The following is a 20,186-nucleotide window of genomic DNA, read 5'->3' on the forward strand; positions in this document are numbered from 1 at the left end:
CGACATCCGCATGGTCAAACTCCGCCAGAAGATCAGCGGCGGGCTCCGCACCTTCGCCGGCGCCGAAACCTTCTGCGCCATCCGCAGCTATCTCTCCACCGCCCGCAAACACGGCATCAACGCCCTCGACGCCCTCACCAGCCTCCACAATGGACGGACCTGGCTACCCGGAACCAGCTGAACAGTTACTTTCAGGTCGAAGTTGGTAGTCGTAGGCAGTGGACCTGCCGATCGTGTTGTCGGTGGCCAGGTGCCTGGGCCGGATGCCGTCCGGGACTGAGCGGACGACCAGGACCGCCTGCTTGAACCGTACGGTGGCGGCGCTCGTCGTACGAGCATGCCCATCATCGCCGAAGCGGAGATGAGTCCGGCTCGTCGTTCATGGACCCGGCCGGAGTATCGGCATTGGCGTGCAAGGAGAGGCTCGTCGGGTGACCTCGTTCCGGCGTTGCTGCACCGCCTCGACGAGGAACGCTTCACGGTTTGCTTCCCGCAATACCCGCCTTGGGTCGACAATGAGGGGAATAGGCGATGAGCGGTCAAATTCACGTGTCAACCGAACTGGTTCACAAGCGGTGGTTGTATCCCGCCCAGGAAGAGATGACCAATGTGCGGGAGACGTTTTCCGCCGCCGTCGCGGCGGCGACGCCGGTTGCCCGGGGAATATATGCCCAGATCGACAGTCAGATCAAGGGGTTTCTCGACCAAGAGATTCCGTTGGTCAACGGAATCTTGGACGCAATTCTGGAGCTCACCATGGGCAACATGGATAGCGTCGCGTTGTTGGCGGCCGTGGCCGAGGACGTGGAAGCGGAGAATGCCAGGCTCGGTTCGGGGGGCCGCGGTTCAAGGCATTAGCTGATGGGTGGGTGGGTCGGGCTGATGTGACGGGCCGGATTCGGGAGCGGGGGTCGACGCGTGGCAGTGGAGATGTCGGCGGAGGCCTCCGCGTTCCTGAAGTGGTTGACGGGGGAGGCGTTTCCGGGGACGAATGAGGATCATCTACGTTCGATCGGGGCGGCGCATATCGAGGCTTCGAATGGCATCGACCGGGTTTCGGTGTTGCTGAGGTCTGGGAGTTCGCGGATTCAGGAAGGGGTGGTCGGGGATTCTGAACGGGCATACGCGGAGACGATCGGGAAGGTTCTGGGCCCGGGAGGTTATCTGCCGCTCGCGTCGAGGTATGTGCATCGCATGGGCCTCACGTTGCAGGACCTGGGCCTCAAGGTGGAGTATGCCAAGTATTCCACCCTGTTGGTGATCGTCGATTTGATGCAGTCATTTTCGTTCTTCTTGGTGACGGCTTGGCTGGTCCCTGGGGAGTGGGAGAAGTTTCTGGCGAAGGTGCTGTGGGACCGGTTCAGGATCCAGGAGTGGATGACGCTGGTGACCTTGGCAGTGGGGGAGAGCCAGCTGGTCGGGGTCAGCTTGCAGGTGGAGATCGATGCGTTGGCGCAGCTGATCCAGTTCCAGCGGGGTAGCCGCAAGCACTGGGATTTCGAACTCACCGGTAACGCGGCAAAGGTCGGGTCCTGGATCGGCGCGATCGGAATGTTGCTGGGTCCGGTTGGTCATCTGACGGGTGGTGGCGGGAAGCTGGTGAAGCCGGCGGTCGGTGGTGGTGCGGATGCGTTGTTGGTCAAGACGACGACGCCGGTGGCGAAGGACGGGGTCGGGGACGCGATCGGAGTCGCCGGGAGGCAGGGGCCGCACGACCGGCTCGTCAAGGACAAGGTCGTCGAGGATGCGGCTGACCCGGCTCTGTCCGGGGTGGCCAAGCACGGCGGGGACGACACGGTTCGTCCGCACGATGTGCCCGGTCTGGGTGGTGAGGGTCATGCGGGTGGTGGCGGAATCGCGCCGGAGATGCTGCATGAGGGCCTGGTCGGTGTGGTTGGCGAGGGGTCATACGGGGCTGTCACGGGTCAGGACTGGCAGTGGAGTTCGACGCCGCACACGTTCTTCTCCGAGGCGCTGTCCGGTGGTGTGGAAGGAGCGGGCCGAGCGACCGGTCGCCGGTTGCGGCAGTTGACCGATGGTGCGCCGGCGAAGAATGCCGGCCATCACCACGGCACCGGCAGCGACCGTGACGGTGGTGGTGAGGATCAGTTGCCGCCGTATGAGGCGCCGCCGCCGTACGAGCAGCAGCCGCCGTCACCACCGCTACCGCCGTCCGCGGTGTTCGATCCGGACGCGGTCGGGGCCGGCAACCCCCAGCCACGCCCCGCCGACGCCGATCCCGCCCGGTCCGCAAGCAGCAACCAATCCCACAACCGTCCCGGACCGGCTGTGGCTGACCATCCCGGAGCGGGCCCCGGGCGGGCGGTTGGTGGTGGTCAGTCCGCGAATAGCCGACCGGTGGCGTGGACGCCGCAGGACGTGCCCAGCCCGGCGACCCCGGACCAGGTGGCTGGTTCCGGGGTGTGGGCCAGAAACAGCCCCGGACCAGGCCATGTGGCGGCCACACCGGTCGCGGCGCCGAGTGGTGTTGCCCCAACTGGCGGCAGTGCCGAGGCGACGGTCCGTCACCTGGGACCACACGCCGACGCAACGGGAAACACCGGGACCGGTACGCAGACGAATCCGCCGGGCACCGTCGCTGCGGGCCCCGCTGCGCCGACGCAAGCGCCGAGCTCGAGGACCGCCGCCGCCCTGACCACGCCAGTTGAGGTGGCAACCTCAGGCGCACCGTCCTCCCCACCGGCCACCACCGATCTGTCCGAGGGCCACGCCAGCGCCGCCGACGCACGGGACACCCCGAACGCACCCACCACCCACACCGAGAGGCCCCAGACGCTGACGCACCCGACGCAGGCCAGGTCCGCGTCTGTTGACGCCGCTGGCGGCGAAGGTCGGCTGAGGCAACCACCCACGACGGGATCAACGGAAACGGGCGTGAAGCTCGGTTCGGACGACAGGTTCCGCCCCGACACCGCCGCGGATCACACGCCGGTCTTGCTGGGCAGGCTCGCCGGATCGGCACATCGGCCCGGAGCCACGACCTCTGGCCCGGTACACCGGAGTGAGTCGGAGATCTTGTCGGCGTACCCGTGGCTTCGACACGTGAATCCCTACCTGGTGTCGGGTGGGCTGGACGGGGGGTTCTCGACCAACTGCGTGATCACTGCGATTGCAACGGATCTGTCGTTGCAGGAGGGCGTGGGCCATCAGGCCGGCGCGGCGGAGGAATTGCCCGCATCGGCTCTGGTGAGCTATCAGCGTCAGCAGTTGGGGCTGGCCGATGATCAGCCTGGAGTGGTGCTTCGGGTCAAGGATTTGGACTCGGTCCGAGCGGTTCTCGCGGCGGCCGAGGTCGGAGCCAGGGGTTTGGTGTTGGTGCGAGGCGCGGCTTCCAAGATCGCGCACGCGTTCAACGTCGTTCGGGACGAGTCGGGTGTGGCATTCCTGGACGGTCAGCGCGGCACGGTGGCGAGCCTGCCGGAGGTGGTGACGGCATTGGAGTTTCTCCCGACTACGCCGGGTATCGGGATTCCGGCCGGTGCCCGGCTGCTGTCTGGACATGAATTGGCCGGCCTGGTCGGGGCGGTCGGATCAGCAGCGGTGGTCGCGGCCGATCCGTCCGCGTACCGGTTGCTGATCGACTGGCCGCAGCCCTCCCGGCTGCTGCTCAGCCGACGGTCGGCGCAGTTGCGAGCCATCGACCGAGCGGTCGAGGCGTACCGTGCGGTCCCGCAACAGGCCGTGGCCCGGCGGCTGGATCGGCTGTCCGCCGTGCAGGAAGCGATAGCCATCTGGACCAGGTCCAAGGGCGCGTACCTCACCTCGGAGGCGTCGAGCAGGCGCGGCCCGGCGGTGCTGCGCTTGGGCTGGGCCGTCGACGTGATACGCAGGGAGTTGCTGCACAATCAGCGGCCCGGATTCGTCCTCCCGGACTCGGGCCGGGCCGAGGATGCGTACGACGAGATCGCCGTCTATTCGGCTCCGGCGCTCATCGACCACGACGGCGACTTTCTTGACTTCATCGACGACGATGCGCCCGTCGTGACCGAGCCGGTGGCCGCGTCGCGGGCCCGGCACGAGTCGGCCCGCGTGGCACTCGCCAGCGTGTCCGGACACAACCCGGGTGAACTGGGCATCCGGCTCCAGATGCTCCGCGACGCCGCTCGCTCAGCCTACCAGGACTTCCGCAACCGGCACGCGGTCGGCACGTCGGCGCAGCCGACTACCACCGTCGGCCTCTTCACGCTGCCTGAGTGGTTCTTCAAGCGCGCCGGAGTGCCGTTCACAGCAGCGGACCAACAGGCGGTTGTCAACGAGGCACTGAGCTTGAGCGCCGAGTACCCGCACATGATCATCGTTCCGGGAACCACATTGTGGGCGAGCCAGCCGGCGAACGGCCGGATCACGCTGCACAACACAGCTGTAGCGGTGCTGAACGGGCGTCTCCTGCACGAGGTGCACAAAGTCCACGAGAGCGGCGACACCGTGGGCTACTTCCCGCCGGCCGGGCCCAACACGGTGCTCGCGCGGATCCGGCGTTCACAGTTCCAGGAGGGCGTCCGACAGAGCCGTACAGCCGCCGGCACCGATGCCTCCGTGGTCTTCGAAGTCGGGCGGCTACGGTTCAGCCTCGAGATCTGTCTCGACCATGGCCACTCCCGTGCGCGGCGGGATCTCACCGCCGTGGATGGCGGCGGAGCGCATGTGCAGATCCTCGTCTCGAACGGTGCCGACTTGGGCAATCTGTCGGGATTGCGGCCCGGCGGCGTGGCGGTCAGCAATGATGGCCAGCTCAAGACTCAGCCCCGTCCATACGGCGCCGAGCGCCGCGTGTATCAACGCCCGCTCACCGGCAGCGGCAGCCCCGGGATGGATCCGGATCCGATGTTGGGAAACATCGAGTACGGCAGCCACTCCGACGACCCGAAATGCGCCCGGGACCAGGCTGCTCATTTCGGCGAGCTGTATCTCGGGTCGTACGCGTTGCCCGTTCCCGCCCTCGCCGGGCAGCCCGGGTCGGCGCGGCCCCGGCCGTTCGTGGACACCAGCACGGCGGACGTCGTGCTCGACCTCACGACGAGTGGCCGGCCCGGTGTCGCGCCGGCGGACCCGACGACTCCGCTGGTGCTCGCCGCGACCGCGCGGCCGGGACTCGACGTCGAGGACCGGCCGGGCCAGCTCGATCCGGCCCCCGGAACCGGGCCTCTTCCTGGTCCAGCGACGCGGGACCAGGAACTCGAGCTGCGCTACAGCCACCTGGCGGGACCGCGCGCGGTGCAGCAGCATGAACGGGACGGACGCGGGGAGGTCCGGCTCAACCCGTTCTGGTACCGGCTCGACGAGCTGCCCCCGCAGGATGTGTTGGACCGCAAGGACACGATCTGGAGCTACACGGTCGATGAGAACGGAGATGTACTGGTCGGTACCGCCGATGGCCGCGGGCTGCGGAGCGAGGAGCAGTGGGATCAGCTGCTCGCCAGCGTCCGGCGGGTCGAACCGGACCTGACGTCGCAACGGTTCAGGGAGCTGATCGACGGCCAGGGACACCCGACACTCGCGGTGGGCTTCGATGCTGAGGGCAGGACTGTGGTGCGGCCGGCACGGGTCACCGGCGAGCTGCTGTGGAACGACAGGTCGGAACGCTGGGAGATCAACAACCGATCCAACAGCTACATGCCCGAGGTGGTCCGGGGCCACCGGCCGCGGCGTGACGTGGACTGGTGGTTGGCCAACGCCGCCCGCCAGCTGAGCGAGCGCCTGGGCAAACCGGTGGCCACCGCCCCACCGCTTACGACGCAGCAAGGACAGGTCCGGCCGCGTCCCGATCAGGTGGAGCGGCAGGTACGCGCGATTGTCACACCATATGCCGGCAACGCCTGGGCGGGGACGTCGGAGCTGGGCGAGCTCACCGGCCGGGTCCGGCGGGCACTGCTTCTGGGCGAGGTCACGGTCGCCGGCGCCGTCGAGCTGGCGGCTGGCCTGGCCCGGCTACACGGACTCCAGCGGTCACCGACCCTACGAGCGATCGAGCGGCGTGGGCTGCCCGCGTCGTCCAGCGCCGAAAAGGCTCGGGATTTCGACCGCCAGGTCGCAATCGCCCGGAGTTACCTCGACGCGAGTGTGATCGACGGCTACCGGGAGAGGATCGAGCCGGGCGCGGCCGAGGAGGAGCTCAGCAGGTGGTCTCTGGTGTATGCGCATCTGCACAGCGACATGGCCGACTTTGTCCACAACCTGCTTGATCGCACCGCTGATCGCGCGGAGGCCGCCGCGGCGGTGGCGGCGATCGTCGGCGAGACGCTGTTCAATCGCGCCGGTGTCCCGACCTACACCGGTACGGTCCAGGTAGTGCTGGCCTCCAAAGACATCGACCGGCTCTCGCGCGACGGAGAACTCAGGATCTCGTTCCCGCTGGTCGCCTCCACCGGTGGCGACGCCACCGCGCTGGCTGCCGGATCCACTCAACTCGCCATCTCTGCAGTCTCGGCGGCGGATCTGCGCGCGGTATTGCCCGGCGCGGTAGTCCTCCGGCCCGGCACCCGATTGAAGATTGCGAACCGGCAGATCGTCAATGATGGCTCGTTCCGCTTGACCCTGATCGAGCAGTCGCAACAGGCCGGCGCCACATTGCTCGCGGCGGTATCCTCGGCGCCCGACCCGAGCGCGGTCGATCCGGGAGCTGCCGACCGGGCCCCGCGACTGGCCCCGCGTCTGGGCCCGCAGCTAGGCCCTGATGGCGTCGTGCTCGAGTACCGCGCCGGTGTGCCGAACGTCCGGCTCTTCACCGTCGTGCCGCACCGGCAGGTGCTGCGCCGGGTGGACGCTGGCACCAGTGTTGCGAGCGGTTTCGCCGCCGATGTCCAGCAGGACCCGGAAACCGGCCGGATACTATTCGCGTCGGCTCCGGGCGGCGGCCTGCTCGCGATCACTCACCGACCCGAGCTCGCCATGATGATGCTTGGTACGGCCCTCGCCGCTGGTGAGGACGGCCCGAACGCGACATTGCGAGCCAAGCCGGTGCCGGTGTTGCGCTCGTACCTGGTGCCACTGCGCGATTACACGGCCCTCACCGAAGCGGCACGCGTCAACTCCGACCGGGACGACATCTACGCCGACATGGAACCGGATATTCTGCTGGTCCGGCCGGGTGGGCTGGTGGTCCTGGCCGGAACGGCCACCCCTGACTCGGTGCTCACCTACCGCATCGATCCGGGTTCGCTGCCGGCCGGCGAAATGTCCGGTGCGCTCGAGGACCTCGCCGGTCTGGGAGGCACTCCGACAGCGCCGTCCCGTCCGCTTTGGCCCGTGTCGGTCGACCTCCCGGCAGAGTCCAACGACGCGGACCCCCAGCACGCACACCACACTCTCCGGAACGCCGACGCTGAACTACGGGAGCTGCTCCTCGCCTGGTGGCAGTCAGGCAGCGCGACCTCCGGACCGGCGATCAGCATCTTGAGCGGCGGACTCGACGCCTGGCTGCGGGACGGTCGCCGGCGGTGGCTCGATGTCGTGCTTCAAGCCAACGGCGTCGACCCGGCCGCCGCGCCGGCGGTGGACCACTTCATGAACACGGTGGTGCTGCCGTGGACTGCGTGGGTGAGCTACCGGATGGCGGCCTTGCACGAGCGGAGTCAGTTGCTCGACGAGCTGGACTGGACGGGCTTGCCGCTGGCTGAGGTATCGGAGCTGCCCGAACGGCGGGCCGACGCCGCGCAGCGGCACGAGTTGTACCGCCGGATCGGCGAGGAGCTGGACACGATCTGGAGCGCCGGCGGAGCGGGCGTCGCCGCGAAGATGGTCGACGCCGTTGCCGGTCTCGTGCCGCCGATTGCGGCAACGGGCGGACCGAACGCTGCTGCGTCTGACGACGCGCGGCCGAGCAGAGCTGAACGCACCCTTGCCCAGCTCCGTGATCTTGTCGACGGCGAGGTACCAGTCGAGGCCGGCGCCACGATCGCCCGGACGATCGTGCTGCGGGCGAGGCTCGGCGAGGCGGCGGTTCCCTGGCAGGCATTCGCCGACGATCAACAGGCCCGGCTCGCCGAGGGAGTCTCTCGGGTAATCCAAGCCGCCGGTAATCCGGCCGCGACCGAGAACCTGATCTTCGCCCTGATCGCGCGGACCGCCGCGGATCTCGCCCCGAACCCGGGGCCGGCCGAGCTGCCGGTCCCGGCCGCCGACACTATGCGGACTGTTCACGTGCTGGCCAGCGCCTGGAGCCGCGCGGAGCGATCCGCCACCCACGACGTTGCCCCCGGGGACGCCGAGCCGTCCGGACACCAAGACACTGTCGCCGTCCTGGACGGCCTCGCCCCGGTCTTCGCCTCCGACGACGCGATCCTCGCCCGGCTCGCGCAGCTCCGCGAGCCGGAGCGCCGGGCCGCGGAACTGCGCCGACGGGTGGACCAACTCGACGATCCGTTCGACGTGCTCCGCGGCCCCCAGCCGATCGTCACCGACGAAGCGGCGCTGACGCTCGCGGAAACCTTCCTCGCGGCACCGACCCCGGCGGCCGACGAATCCCGGACGTCGAGCGTGCTGCGAGCGTACGCCGGAGCTGCCTGGGACAGCCTGCTCAGGCCCATCCGGCGCGGCGGCGTCCAGGCAGTGGTCACCGCCGCGATCGTCGCCGCGGCCCTGGACGCGCTGCCGCGGTTGCCGGCCAATCAGTCGGTGACGGCGGTCGCGACGATCTCGGAGTTCGCGCGCTTCATCGGGGTGACCGGCGTCGCGACCAACCGGTTCCCGCTGCCGGGCTCCGTCGATCGGCTGCCTGCCGAGTTGCCCTCCGGACAGGTCGGTGTTCGGATCCGGCACCGGTCAGGGCGGCTGCTGGCCGACCAGGGCCAGGCGATCCTGGCCCCGGGCGGGCAGCTCCGGGTGACCCGCATCGTCGACACCCTGGGCATGTCGGACAACACGCTGACCCGGGTCTACCACGTGACCGAGGAGGAGACCGGACCGGCCAGCGGGCCGGCGAACGGGCCGGCCCCTGCGTCCGGCGCGGCGAGTCAGCAGGCGGCAATCGCACCCGCCAATCCAGCGGCGGTGGGACACGACTCACCCGACATGTGGAGCCTGTGGAACCGGAACGTCGCTCACGTCCTGCACGGAGCCCGGCTGGCCCGGATCGTCGAGGACCCGCACTCGACCGACATACTGTCCGGCGCGGAGCTGCGCGGCTACCTTGCCGGCCTGCGGATGGTCGATCCCGAGCAGGATCCGCCTTCGGACGCGCCGCCGATGATCGCTGCGCTGCACTGGATCTGGGGTCTGGCCATCGCCGGGACCAGCGACGCGGCGCTGGATACACTCTGGCCCGCGATCCCGCCCGGGTGCTGGCCGGTGGTCGAGGTGACGGTCCACGTCCCGGACAGCGTCGAGGCGGCCGACAGGCTCGGTGCATGGGTGGTCGGGGCCCTGGACTGGCGCTTGGAGCTGGGTTTGACCCGGTGGGCCCAGCGTCGGGGAACGCATTTGGTTCGCCGGGCGAGGGTCCGGCACGTGTTGCACGTCGCTAAGACGGCGAGCACCGACGCCGGGCAGGAAACGGAAGACGCCGGGCAGGAAACGGAAGCCTGGGTGCGGGTCCGGTTCCTGGGGGCGGAGCCGGTGCCCCCATCGGAGCGGCGGCTTCACGGGCAGCGCGCTCGTCTGCTGGATGGCCGGTCGATCCTGGTCGCCCGAGATCCGGTCAGCCGGCTACCGGTCGACGAGGCCCGGCTGGCGATCGAAGAACTGGCCGCCGCGGTCGCGGCACGCGCCGTGGCGGCGCACCGAGCGGGTACACCGGGCCCCACGGTCGTCGTCACCGGCCAGCACCATCAGGACGCTGATTGGCAGGACGCGTTGGCCGGGGCTGCTGCAGTCAGCGAGTCCTTCCGAGGGAGCGTCTTCGACAAGGTCGCCGGCCTGTTGGAGCGCGACGAGGAGGGCGTGCCGGCTGCAGGGCAACACGATGCGATCGGCGGTGGTGTCCGGTGGGTGTCGCGTCTGCAGGCGGTTGTCGGCCGGGCCGGGAGCACGCTCGCGCTGCCTACCGAGATCAGCGTCTCGGACCTCGAGCTACCTGCCCCGGTCGACGACGCGGACCGGCCGGAGCGGGACTGGCTGAGCGGCTGGCGGACAAGTTCGGTATCGGCCGATGGCCCCGGCTGGTGGCGGCCCGCGGCGCCGCTGCGCGGGGTGGACCAGATCGCGCGTAGCCTGCCCCCCTCCGCCTATCGCACGGTTCGCACCGAGAACCGGGAGATGGGCGACCCATACCGAACCGCCTGGATGCTTACATTTTGGGGATGCCCGGTTGTCTACGATGTGGTGCGAGTGGAGGTCGCGGAGAACGGGTCGGCCACGTCGAGAACGGTACGGATCTTCCGGCTGCGGCTGCACCTCGATCCCGCGCCAGGCGTGTCGGACAGCGACGTGCGGCGGCTCGAGGCGAGCGCGACGAGGGCGGTCCAGGAGCGGCTCAACGAACGGTTCCAGCTACCCGACGGGGACCAGTTCCACCTGCTGGTCGAATTCACCGACCGCGACCAGGCACATCAGGTGATCCAAGTGCCCGCCACGCCGCATGCGCGGGTCACATGCGTTTCGTGGCCGGTAAGCCTGCTGAACTTCGCTGCGCGGGACGCAGAGTCTCTTCTGTTGCATGAGATGCTGCACCTGCTGGGACTGGTGGACGAATACGCCTCATTCCCGGACGGTGGGCCGCTTGCGATTTTCCGTGCCTCGGTGCCGTCCCCGATACAGGTCCAGCCGCCACCGCAGATTTGGCGATCGGGTCGGCGGATGCCGCGCCGGACCGACTCGCCGATGCTGATGGGGGACCGGCTGCTGGGAGCCCGCGCTGTTGCTCCCGCAGAGATCGTGCCGCGCTATCTGATGCTGATCTGGCTCGTCCAAGAGAGTCAGGTCGTCCCGTTATTGATCATGATGCGGCGCGACGGTGACTCCCCGACGGTGCTGCCCGACCCGGTGTGGCCGGGCGGGCCTCATGGTCCGGTTGGGCTGCCGGACGAAGCCGACCGGGACATCCCAACTCCCGACGAGAACGGTCGCCTGACGGCTGCACCGAACCATCAATCAAGCGCGGACGGCACCTCGGATCCGGCTATTTCGCAGCGTCGGCAGAAGCATGGTCCGCACACGCAACGTGCGATGCCGTCCCGAGTCGGCGCGGTCGATGGCCACGCTGCACGCGGCGGCGCCTCGGCCGGACTTCGGTGGTGGCATCCGGACGGTGATCGTCAGCGTGAGTTCGCCAACAGGTTCGGCTGGCTGGGACAGGTCAACGACGGCCTTGCGGGTGGCGGGCGCCCCAGGCCAGCCGACACAGTAGACGATTGGCTGGCCAACTGCCTGCTGACCGCGATCGCCACGCACCAGACGCTGAGCGATGAGACCGGCGAATCAGTGTTCGTCGCCCCGCCGATCGAAGACCGGACCGGCCTGCCGATCCAGCATCTGATCGCCTACGCGAACGACTCACGCGGTGAACAGAGCGGATCGGTACGACCTCGCACGTTGCTCCCGGTGGGTGGCTTCGCGGCGATCGCACAGGCGTTGGCGGCCGCGGAGGTGGGCGCACACGGATTCGTTGTCGTGAACGGCGCAGTTGACGGTGCTCCGGGGCATGTGTTCAACGCCGCCCGTGACGTCGATGGGGTCGTGTTCCTCGACGGTCAGACCGGGGGCCCGGCGTCATTGCCCGCGGATCCGGCAGCGATCTCGTTCATCGCAGTCGGACCGGTCGACGTCGCCGTCGCCGGTCAGGCGATGTCGGCGGGGGACCTGGACATCGTTGCGCTGAGCAAGAACGTCGTAGCCCCGCAGACCGTGCTCCTGTCCGTCAGGACCGTCGCGGCGGTCCTGGCGTACCGGGGAGCCCTTCCCTACGCCGCCGCACCGGCAGAGCTCACCGGCGCCGCTGCTGATGCGTTCGCCTCGGGCCATCCCCCGGCGGCGATCGTCGCCCGCATCGCCCGTTTCGCCTACACGCTGGGCATGTCCGCGGCACGAATCGACGCGGCCCCGGCCGCACGGACGATCCACCCACCGTCGCATGTCAGTTCCTTCGACGCGACCCGAACCGACGTCGACCCGGACCCGGACCTGGAGCTCGACTTCTGGCACGGTGAGCTCGCGGGGCCTTCGGCTGTCCGTCCGGAGGACGCGACGAGCGCGGCGAGCTGCGTCTCAATCCCTATCTGGTATCGGCTCGACGACCTGCCACCCGACTTGGTGCTCAACCACAACCATCGAGACGTGACCTGGTTGTACACCGTCGACGAAGACGGTGAGATCGTGATCGGGAGCGAAGGGGTCGACGGGCTGCTCGGTGACGCTGAGTTGGCCGCACTGCACAAACGCGTCGCCATCGCCGAGGGTGATCCGGCGCACCCCGCCAGCTCATCGTCGTCTTGAAGGCCGATGCCAATGCTGAGTATGGTGACGTCCTGGCAAGTTTGCCCGGCATAGCGGTGACGCTCGACATCAGAAGATTTTTCCGGGGGCCTGATGGCCAGTTGTACCGGAGTAAAGAATCGGCACCCGGGGAGATACGGCCTAACCTGCGCACAGTCATGAAAGATATCGTCGAATACGTTTCGGAGCCGATAGCGGTCCACCGCTCCGAGGCGAACCGGCCCCAGTGGCAGGAGGTCGCCGAGGCGCTCCAACGTGTTCGACAACGGCTGAGGCTGGCCGCCCCGACCTGGGACGGCCGGAACGTACGGACCAGCACCCTGTTCGATGCATTGAAGTCAGAACCGGGGATCACGCTCAGTCCGGCGGCACACGAGGCACGGATTGTGCACCCGTACCGATACCAGGCGAGCGAGCTCTACGTCCAGTGGACCGCTGGAGTGGCTGTGCGAAGCGGCCAGCTACTCGGCTTCCTTCGATGGCTAGGGAACGAAGAACGCCTCATCACCTCCGACTTCCGGAAGAGTCTTTCCGCCGGCTTGGCGTGCGCCGACAAAATTGCAGCAGACTTGTTCGAACTTCGTTCGCCGCACAGCCTGGCTATGCTCGAATCGGTCCCGTCGGTTGCCGCGGTACGAGGGGTGATGGCTCTCGTCTATATGCAGGTCGAACCCCTGTTCAGCACTCGCGTACCGTCGTCGCCGGCGGCGACCGTGCACGCCCTCATCGACGCGGCGGGCAGCACCGCGCCGGTGGGTCGCGCTGATCGCGCAGCGTATCGGTGGTCGGCTCAGGCGGTCAGTTCTGGGCGCGTTGCGGATGCGCTGGGATCACGGCGCGCCGGCTTCCCGCTCCGATGCGCGGATCCGCTCCAGTGCGTCCCGGAGTTGCCGGCGGTCGGTGACGCCGAGTTTGGGATACGAACGGTACAGGTGGGAGCTGACGGTACGGGCGGACAGAAACATCCGGTCGGCGATCTGACGGTTGGTCAGCCCCTCGCTGGCGAGCTGAACGATCTCGACCTGCTGGGGGGTCAGTTTCGCAAGCGCGCTGTCACCGACTCCGGCCGGCACCCCGGCGGCGCGTAGCTCCGCGATCGCCCGCCGTGCCCAGGGCTCGGCGGAGAGCCACTCGAACGTCTCGTTCGCCGACAGCAGTTGCGCCTTCGCCTCATTGATGCGGCGCTGCCGGCGTAGCCATTCGGCGTAGTCGAGCTGTAGCTGCGCGCGTTCGAAGGGCCAGCGCTGACCGGCCGGATCCGCAAGGCCGATCGTGAAGTGTTCGTCCGCCGATGCGTCGTCGGCCAGAAGACCAGAGGCGCGAGCCACCAGTTGCGCAACGCGCGGCGACGGTACCTTCGGCAACCCGGCGACGACCTCGGCCAGGATGTCGCGGGCCTCGTCCCGTTGACCGGCCCGGGTGGCGGCCAGCGCGAGGTCGGCGATGCCAAGGTAGGACACGTGGAAATGCAGCGGGCGGCCATCGGGGAACAGCCCCCGAAGGTAGCTGTACGCGGCGAGAGAGTCTCCATCGGCCAATTCCGCGAGGCCCAGAGCGTGTCTCGCCCGCGCCTGTACCGCGGGACTCTCGCCGATCCGAACGTTGCCAAGGGCTGCCGATGCACGAGCCCGGGCGGCGCCGACCTCGCCACGCAACGCAAGCACCGTCGCGGCGGTCACGTGCGCCGACGCCGCGACGATGTCCATCTCGTGGGCGATGGCCAGATCCATGGCCTCTGCGGCGGTGGCCAGAGCGTCGTCCCACCGTCCACGCTCGAGGTAGGCGAACGCCAGCACGGACATCACCGCGCCGCTGGCTCCGCGCAGCCCCGGGCCGCGCAACCGTTCCAGGGAGCTGTGCAGTGAGCGAACCGCGAACTCGGTTTCGTCGACCATCCACGCCGCGGCACCCAGCCCTGCCTGGGTGGCCGTGTCGAGGTCGCTACCGGCGAACGGGCCGAGCAGGCGTGCCGCCTCGGGAGCATATCCGATCGGGTCGATCGCTGATCGGATCCATAGCCGGATCACATCAATGCGATCGGCCTCGTCGTCGGCAAGGTCCGTCGTCGTTTGTTGCTCGAGGACCGCGAGTACACGAATGACTGCCTCGTGGCCACCGGGCGCGTCGGATTGGTAGACGACGGTGGCGGCGGTGGACAGGGCGTCCCAGCCCATCGGCGGATCCGTCGCGGCGGCGTCCTCGGCCACCGACAGAAGGGCGCTGAGTGCTTCGGCGTGTCGGTTGGTCCAGGCCAGTGCCCAGCCCATCGCGTGTCGTGCGGCCAGCCGTAACCGGGGTTCGTCGGTGACGGCGAGGGCCTGTGTCGCCAGCCGTTCGACCCAGTCCGACTGGCCGGATGACACCGCGAGCGATGCAGCCGCGATGAACCGGCGAGCCTGCTCGTCCGGGGCGCGGCTCAGTTGGGCCGCGCGTTCCATCGCGAGCGCTGCAGGCACCGCGCCGCCGCGCCGGCGCGCCTCGTTGGCGGTCTCCTCCAGCAATGCGGCCACCGTGTCGTCGGGCGTCAGCAGGGCGGCGGCCAGGTGCCAGGCCCGTCGATCCGGTTGATCCTGCAGGATTCCGGCCAGCTTGTTGTGGGCCCAGGCCCGGCGAGCGAACGAGGCCGAGTGATACACCGCGGAGCGGATGATCGGATGGGTGAACCGGAAGCCGTCGCGATTGAGCTCGACCAGCCCCAGCTGTTCGGCGGGGGCAAGGGCTCCAGGCCCGAAGAGTTCCAGGCAAGTCCGTGTCACGGACGGGCCGGACCTGTCGGTGACTGAGGCGAACAGCAATGCATCTTGTGTCTTGGCTGACAAGGTCTGCACCTGATCGACGATGATCTGCGCCAGCCGGCCACCGATCGGGATCGGCTCGGTGGCCCAGCGTCGAACCACACCGGGGTCCTCTGCTACCACTCGGGCGAGTTCGACGAGCGCCATCGGGTTGCCCTCGGCCTGCCGCAGCACTTCTGCCCGTGCACGTCCACGAGGCACGACGGGCTGCTCGTCGAGGAGCTCCTTCGCATCGTGGTCCGACAGCGGGTCGAGGTGCAGTTCGGCGGCGACGCGGTCGAAACCATGTGGCGGCAGCGTGCCGCGCGCACCCACAAGCACGACGACCCGTTCGGTAAGCAGCCGGTCGCAAACAAAGGACAGGGCGGCGAGTGAACTGCGATCGAACCAGTGCGCGTCGTCGCAGACGAGCAGCAGCGGCGTCCGTTCAGCCGCGGCTGCCAGCAGCCTCAACACGGCTGTGCCGATCAGCAGCCGATCGGGAAGGCGCGGTTGCGTGGCCAGGCCGAGGGCGCCGGCAAGGGCCTCGCGTAGGTGTTCGGGCAGCGCCGCCAGGTCATCGAACAACGGGCGGAGCAGTTGCTGCAGACTGGAGAATGCGAGCGCCGCCTCCGATTGACGTCCAGTGGCCGAGACGATCCGCATGCCACCGAACGCGGCACGGTTCGCCGCGTCCGCCAGCAAGATGGTTTTGCCCATGCCGGCATCGCCCAGCAGCACCAGCGATCGGCTTGACACCGGCACCGGGTCGACCAGCCCACGCAACCGGGCCAGTTCGACGCTGCGACCAACGATCGGGCCATCATGCGCCCGCCCGTGCGAGGAGCCCGGGTGTAACCGTGACCCCATGACATCGATCCCTTGCATCCCTGCGCGCCGGATGAAGTCATTTGACTAATACCCAACGCGTGTTGTGTGTGTCTAGTTTGGCATCACGATCTGGGGCACCGTCAGATCTGGGGCACCGTCGACCGGTTCGCTCGGCGGAGGCAGTAGCAGGTGGCTGAGTCCGAACACAATAACCCCCGTGTGGCCCTGCGGATCTCACCGTCATGCGGGCCGCGGTCATGGCCAACGGCCAGCGGCCGATCCGTGACGCGGCCGTTACCTAATGAGTAAAATGTGACTCACGATCGGCAGCCGTCCGTTGCCGGCCGGCGTTGACCGGATGGGCCGGTCTTGACGTTTCACGGCCCGCTGCCCGGCCTGCGGGTGCAGGTCTTACGGGTCTTCCGTACGCTCCACGTCCTGTTGTTGCGTCGCCCGGCAACTCCAGGTCAACGTGCCGCACGAGGTCGGCAAGATTCCGTGCGGCGTTGACGTCCCGGTCTAGGGACAGCCCGCAGGTGGTGCAGTGGTAGGTGCGCTCGGCCAGCGACAGTTTGAGTTTCACCGTCTTGCAGGCCGAGCACGTTTTGGAGCTGGGGTACCACCGGTCGGCGACGTGCAGGATGCTGCTGTACCAGCGGGTCTTGCAGCCGAGGTGCCGGCGCAGGGTCGCCGGGGCGGCGTCGGTCAGGGACCGGGCCAGGGTGCGGTTGCGGAGCATGCCGGCCACGTGCAGGTCCTCGGCCACGACCGTGTCGAACTGCTGTGCCAGGCGGGTGGTGAGCTGGTGCCACGAGTCCGCGCGGACAGTCGCGACCGTGGCGTGCAGCCGGGTCACCGTCGCCTGTGCCCGCTGCCACCGGTTCGACGTGGTCCGTTTGCGCCTGGCCTTCGGGTCGTAGGGGCCGATCCGCTGGGCGGCACGGCGCTGCGCTTTGCCGAGTTTCTGCAGTGCGGCGTTGAACGGCTTCGGGTTGGGCACGAGTTCGCCGGTGGACAGCACCGCCAGGTGCTTGACCCCGGCGTCCACCCCGACGACCCGGCCGGCTTCCGGCGCGTGCGTCGGCCGTCCGAGCGTGCGCTGGACCGCGACCTGGAACGAGCAGCACCACCGGCCGGCGGTCTCGCTGACGGTGGCGGACAGGATCTGCGCGGTGCCTGCCTGCACCCGGCGGGCCAGCTTGCGGGTGGACTCGTGGGTGCGGATGCGGCCGAGCCGGGGCAGCACCACATGCCGGTAGCCGGGGTCGACCCGGATGGCGCCGGTGGTGAACCGGGCCGACCGCCGGGCGTGTTTTCTTTTGGGGCGGGGCCAGCCCATCCGGCGGCCCTTGCGGGTGCCGGTGCGCCAGGCGTGCCAGTTGCCCAGGGCGGCGGACAGGTTCGCCAGGCCGGTGTTGAACGCCTCCTTGGAGCATGCCGCCCACCACGGCGCCACCCACTGTTTGATCTCGTTCCAGGTGCGGCGCAGGTCCGGCAGGGACCAGCCCTGCCACGGCGTGAGGTCCGCCTCGGGCACCCCGTAGCTGGCCTCGGCGGCGCGCTGCGCCTGCACTGCGCTGATCCGCCGCAGCATGTGGTTGTACGCGAACCGGGCCGCACCGGTATTGCGGCGCAACCCGAGCACCTGCGCGTCGCTCGGGTCGAGGGCGAACTTGTACGCCTGGATGCTCCAGTCGGCCGGCGGTTCGTATCGCTTCACGAGTCGTCCTCGGCGGTGGCGGCGGCCACGGCACGGCTGGCACGGTTCGCGGCGGCGCGGCGCCCGTACAGCCGGGCGCACAGCGAGGTCAGGATTTCGGTCACGTCACGGACCAGGTCGTCGTCGACCTCGGCCGGGTCGACGACGAGCAGCCGTCGGCCCTGCGCAGCGAGCGCGGCCTCAACGTACTCGGCGCCGAACCGGGCGAACCGGTCCCGATGCTCCACCACGATCGTCGACACGCCAGGGTCACGCAGCAACGCCAGGAACTTGTTGCGCCGGCCGTTCAGCGCCGAGCCGACCTCGGTTACCACGCGCGAGACCAGCATGTCCTGCCCGGTGGCCCAGGCGGTCACCCGGGCGACCTGCCGGTCCAGGTCGGCTCGTTGGTCGGCCGACGACACCCGGGCGTAGACGACCACCTGGCCCCGCGCGACGTCGTCGGCTGTCAACACCATGATCGTGCCGGATGGAAGACGCCGAGCGGGCACCGGCATGGTTCCCTCACGAAACCAGCGGTACGCGGTTTGCGGATGCACACCGTTGCGGCGCGCCCACTCGGCAAGCTTCACGGGTGATACTAACACGCACAGATGAGTACGTTTGCTCACGCAAGAGCACGCTGTCGGAGACCCTCGGCGAACCGCTGACATCGAGCCAGGTTGGCACATGGACGCGAGCCGGTACACGTCGCCGATGCAGACCGTGTCATCACCCCGGCGGCGCAGCGGGCCTCGGCGCGACGTATCGACGCCGAGGCTATCGAGGTATGCAGAAGGTGCCATGCGACTCCAGTGTTGAGGCCTCGTCCGGCGGCCGACGTCATCCGCCTGGCGCTGTTCGTCGCTGGGGCTGGACAGATAGCCAGTCCGCCCGCGGTCCGGCGCGATGTTCTCGGTATCAGACACTTGACTGCACTTCGCCGAGGCCCGTTGACCGCCGCGAAGCGTTGGTTCTAGCGTCCGGACGGCAACCGATGCTGCCCCGGCGAGAGGAACGATCATGGCCGGCCCCCCGACAGTCGTGCTGGTCCATGCGGCGTTCGCTGTCGCCTCGGGCTTCGCCGGTATCATTCGCGAGCAACGGACGTCCGGCTACGCGGTCCACGTACCGGCCAACCCGCTGCGCGGCCTCAGCTCGGATGCGGACGCGGTCTCGCGCTTCGTATCTGCCATCGAAGGTCCGGTCGTGCTGGTCGGACATTCGTACGGAGCTGCCGTCATCACGCAGGCCTCGGCCGGCCTCGGCAACGTGACCGGTCTCGCCTACCTGGCTGCTTTCGGCATCGACGAGGGCGAGAGCTGCGCCAGCGTGCAGGCCCTTTCCCGCCGTCGATGCCGGCGACCAACAACACACCCACGCCGTACGACGCACCCGGCGGACCCGACCTGTTTATCAACATCGACACCTTCCGCGAAACGTTCTGCGCCGACCTTCCGATCGACGTTGCGGCGGTGCCCGCGGTGAGCCAGCGACCGCTGCGCGTCGCCGCGTTCACCGAAAGCGCGACAGCGGCCGGCTGGAAGACCAGGCCGAGCTAGTACCTCGTGTCCGAGCACGGCAACGCGATTCCTGCGCATGCCCAGCAATTCATGGCCAAGCGTATGGGCGCGACAACCGAAACTATCTCCGGCTTCCACCTTGCATTCATGGCCCAGCCGGTCGCGGTCGCCAACTTCATCAAGAAGGCCCTTGTCTAAACAGGTCTGTTGTCGCTCGGGGCGTCGCGGTTCAAGGCCGGCTACGGCGTGGCGACCCGAAGGAGAAGCTCTTGTCCATATCGGCGGTTGTAGCACCAGGCGAGGACGAAAGTCTTGCAGACCTCAACGCCCGCGCAGTCGAACAACCCGTCACGGGCGCCTGCCTATCGTGCGGCGAAGGTTCCCGTAGCGGCGGGCGTCCGGGCGTCGATCTCCAGTCCGGCTTGGCGACGTACGGCCCACGTCGTCGTCAATGACAGGCTGCCGCGTGACCTGACCGACGCGCCGGACGCTCAGCAGTGACGCCAGCGTCGAGATGGCCGGTAAGGTCGCCTGGAAGAACATTCCACTCGGTACCTGGCCGCCCGTAACGATCGGGCCGTCGCCCCGGGCTGCACCGTTGCATGGCTGGGCGGGCCCACGCTCATGCCTTCGAGGTGCATGCCGTCCATCTGGCCGTGATCGCCAGCCCCGAGGTGGTCACGCAGTTCATCGAGTAGGCGGCCGACGCCGTCGTCGACCATGACCGATGCCCGGCGACGCGGCCCCAAGGTGCATGCCACTGACCGTCCACCCACGGCGCTGCGGTGTGCACCCTCACCGGAGCCGCGGGATGATTAAGAAGCGATCGCGGCGAGATCAAATGGTCGTCGACGCCGAGTGTGTCCCTGTCCGTATCGGTGGACTCGCCGGGGCCGCAATGACCGATCCGGGGGCATTCTGTGGTCGCCGCCGGATCGTCCGTCGAAGCAGGCGTGCGGCAGCGGGACCTCA

7 protein-coding genes and 2 pseudogenes are annotated in these 20,186 nt (G+C 68.7%); 6 read left to right on the forward strand and 3 right to left on the reverse strand.

Going from position 1 to position 20,186, the window contains the following annotated elements; translation table 11 throughout:
* The 3 genes and pseudogenes from ABD901_RS54795 to ABD901_RS54810 all read left to right on the forward strand — a co-directional run.
* Nucleotides 1-181 (forward strand): annotated as a pseudogene (locus ABD901_RS54795) (IS66-like element ISArch14 family transposase); the annotation flags it as partial.
* Nucleotides 182-549: 368 nt separating this feature from the next.
* Complete coding sequence (locus ABD901_RS54805) at nt 550-858, forward strand: hypothetical protein (protein WP_345143423.1); 309 nt, start codon at nt 550-552, stop codon at nt 856-858.
* A gap of 60 nt (nt 859-918) precedes the next feature.
* Complete coding sequence (locus ABD901_RS54810; protein WP_345143426.1) at nt 919-12,387, forward strand: toxin glutamine deamidase domain-containing protein; 11,469 nt, start codon at nt 919-921, stop codon at nt 12,385-12,387.
* Nucleotides 12,388-13,217: 830 nt separating this feature from the next.
* Here the strand turns inward: ABD901_RS54810 and ABD901_RS54815 are convergent.
* The 3 genes from ABD901_RS54815 to ABD901_RS54825 form a co-directional block, all read right to left on the reverse strand.
* Nucleotides 13,218-16,031: an AAA family ATPase gene (locus ABD901_RS54815; protein ID WP_345143430.1), complete on the reverse strand. Its 2,814-nt coding sequence runs from the start codon at nt 16,029-16,031 to the stop codon at nt 13,218-13,220.
* Between the two features lie 259 nt (nt 16,032-16,290).
* Nucleotides 16,291-17,712 carry an IS607 family element RNA-guided endonuclease TnpB gene (gene tnpB / locus ABD901_RS54820; RefSeq protein ID WP_345143433.1) on the reverse strand — a complete coding sequence of 474 codons (1,422 nt, stop codon included), beginning with the start codon at nt 17,710-17,712 and terminating at the stop codon, nt 16,291-16,293.
* On the reverse strand, nt 17,709-18,284 hold the full coding sequence (locus ABD901_RS54825) for an IS607 family transposase (protein ID WP_345143477.1): 576 nt from the start codon (nt 18,282-18,284) through the stop codon (nt 17,709-17,711). The genes tnpB and ABD901_RS54825 overlap by 4 nt, the downstream gene beginning before the upstream one ends.
* Before the next feature lie 430 nt (nt 18,285-18,714).
* On the opposite strand from ABD901_RS54825, the pseudogene ABD901_RS59390 reads away from it, so the two are divergent.
* The 3 genes and pseudogenes from ABD901_RS59390 to ABD901_RS54835 all read left to right on the forward strand — a co-directional run.
* A pseudogene (locus ABD901_RS59390) lies at nt 18,715-18,999 on the forward strand (alpha/beta fold hydrolase); the annotation flags it as partial.
* Nucleotides 19,000-19,046: 47 nt separating this feature from the next.
* On the forward strand, nt 19,047-19,253 hold the full coding sequence (locus ABD901_RS54830) for a hypothetical protein (RefSeq protein WP_345143435.1): 207 nt from the start codon (nt 19,047-19,049) through the stop codon (nt 19,251-19,253).
* Between the two features lie 6 nt (nt 19,254-19,259).
* Nucleotides 19,260-19,412 carry a hypothetical protein gene (locus ABD901_RS54835; RefSeq protein ID WP_345143438.1) on the forward strand — a complete coding sequence of 51 codons (153 nt, stop codon included), beginning with the start codon at nt 19,260-19,262 and terminating at the stop codon, nt 19,410-19,412.
* The last annotated feature ends 774 nt before the right edge of the window (nt 19,413-20,186 follow it).

Source organism: Dactylosporangium darangshiense (assembly GCF_039537565.1).
In the GTDB taxonomy this organism is placed as follows: Bacteria; Actinomycetota; Actinomycetes; order Mycobacteriales; family Micromonosporaceae; genus Dactylosporangium; species Dactylosporangium darangshiense.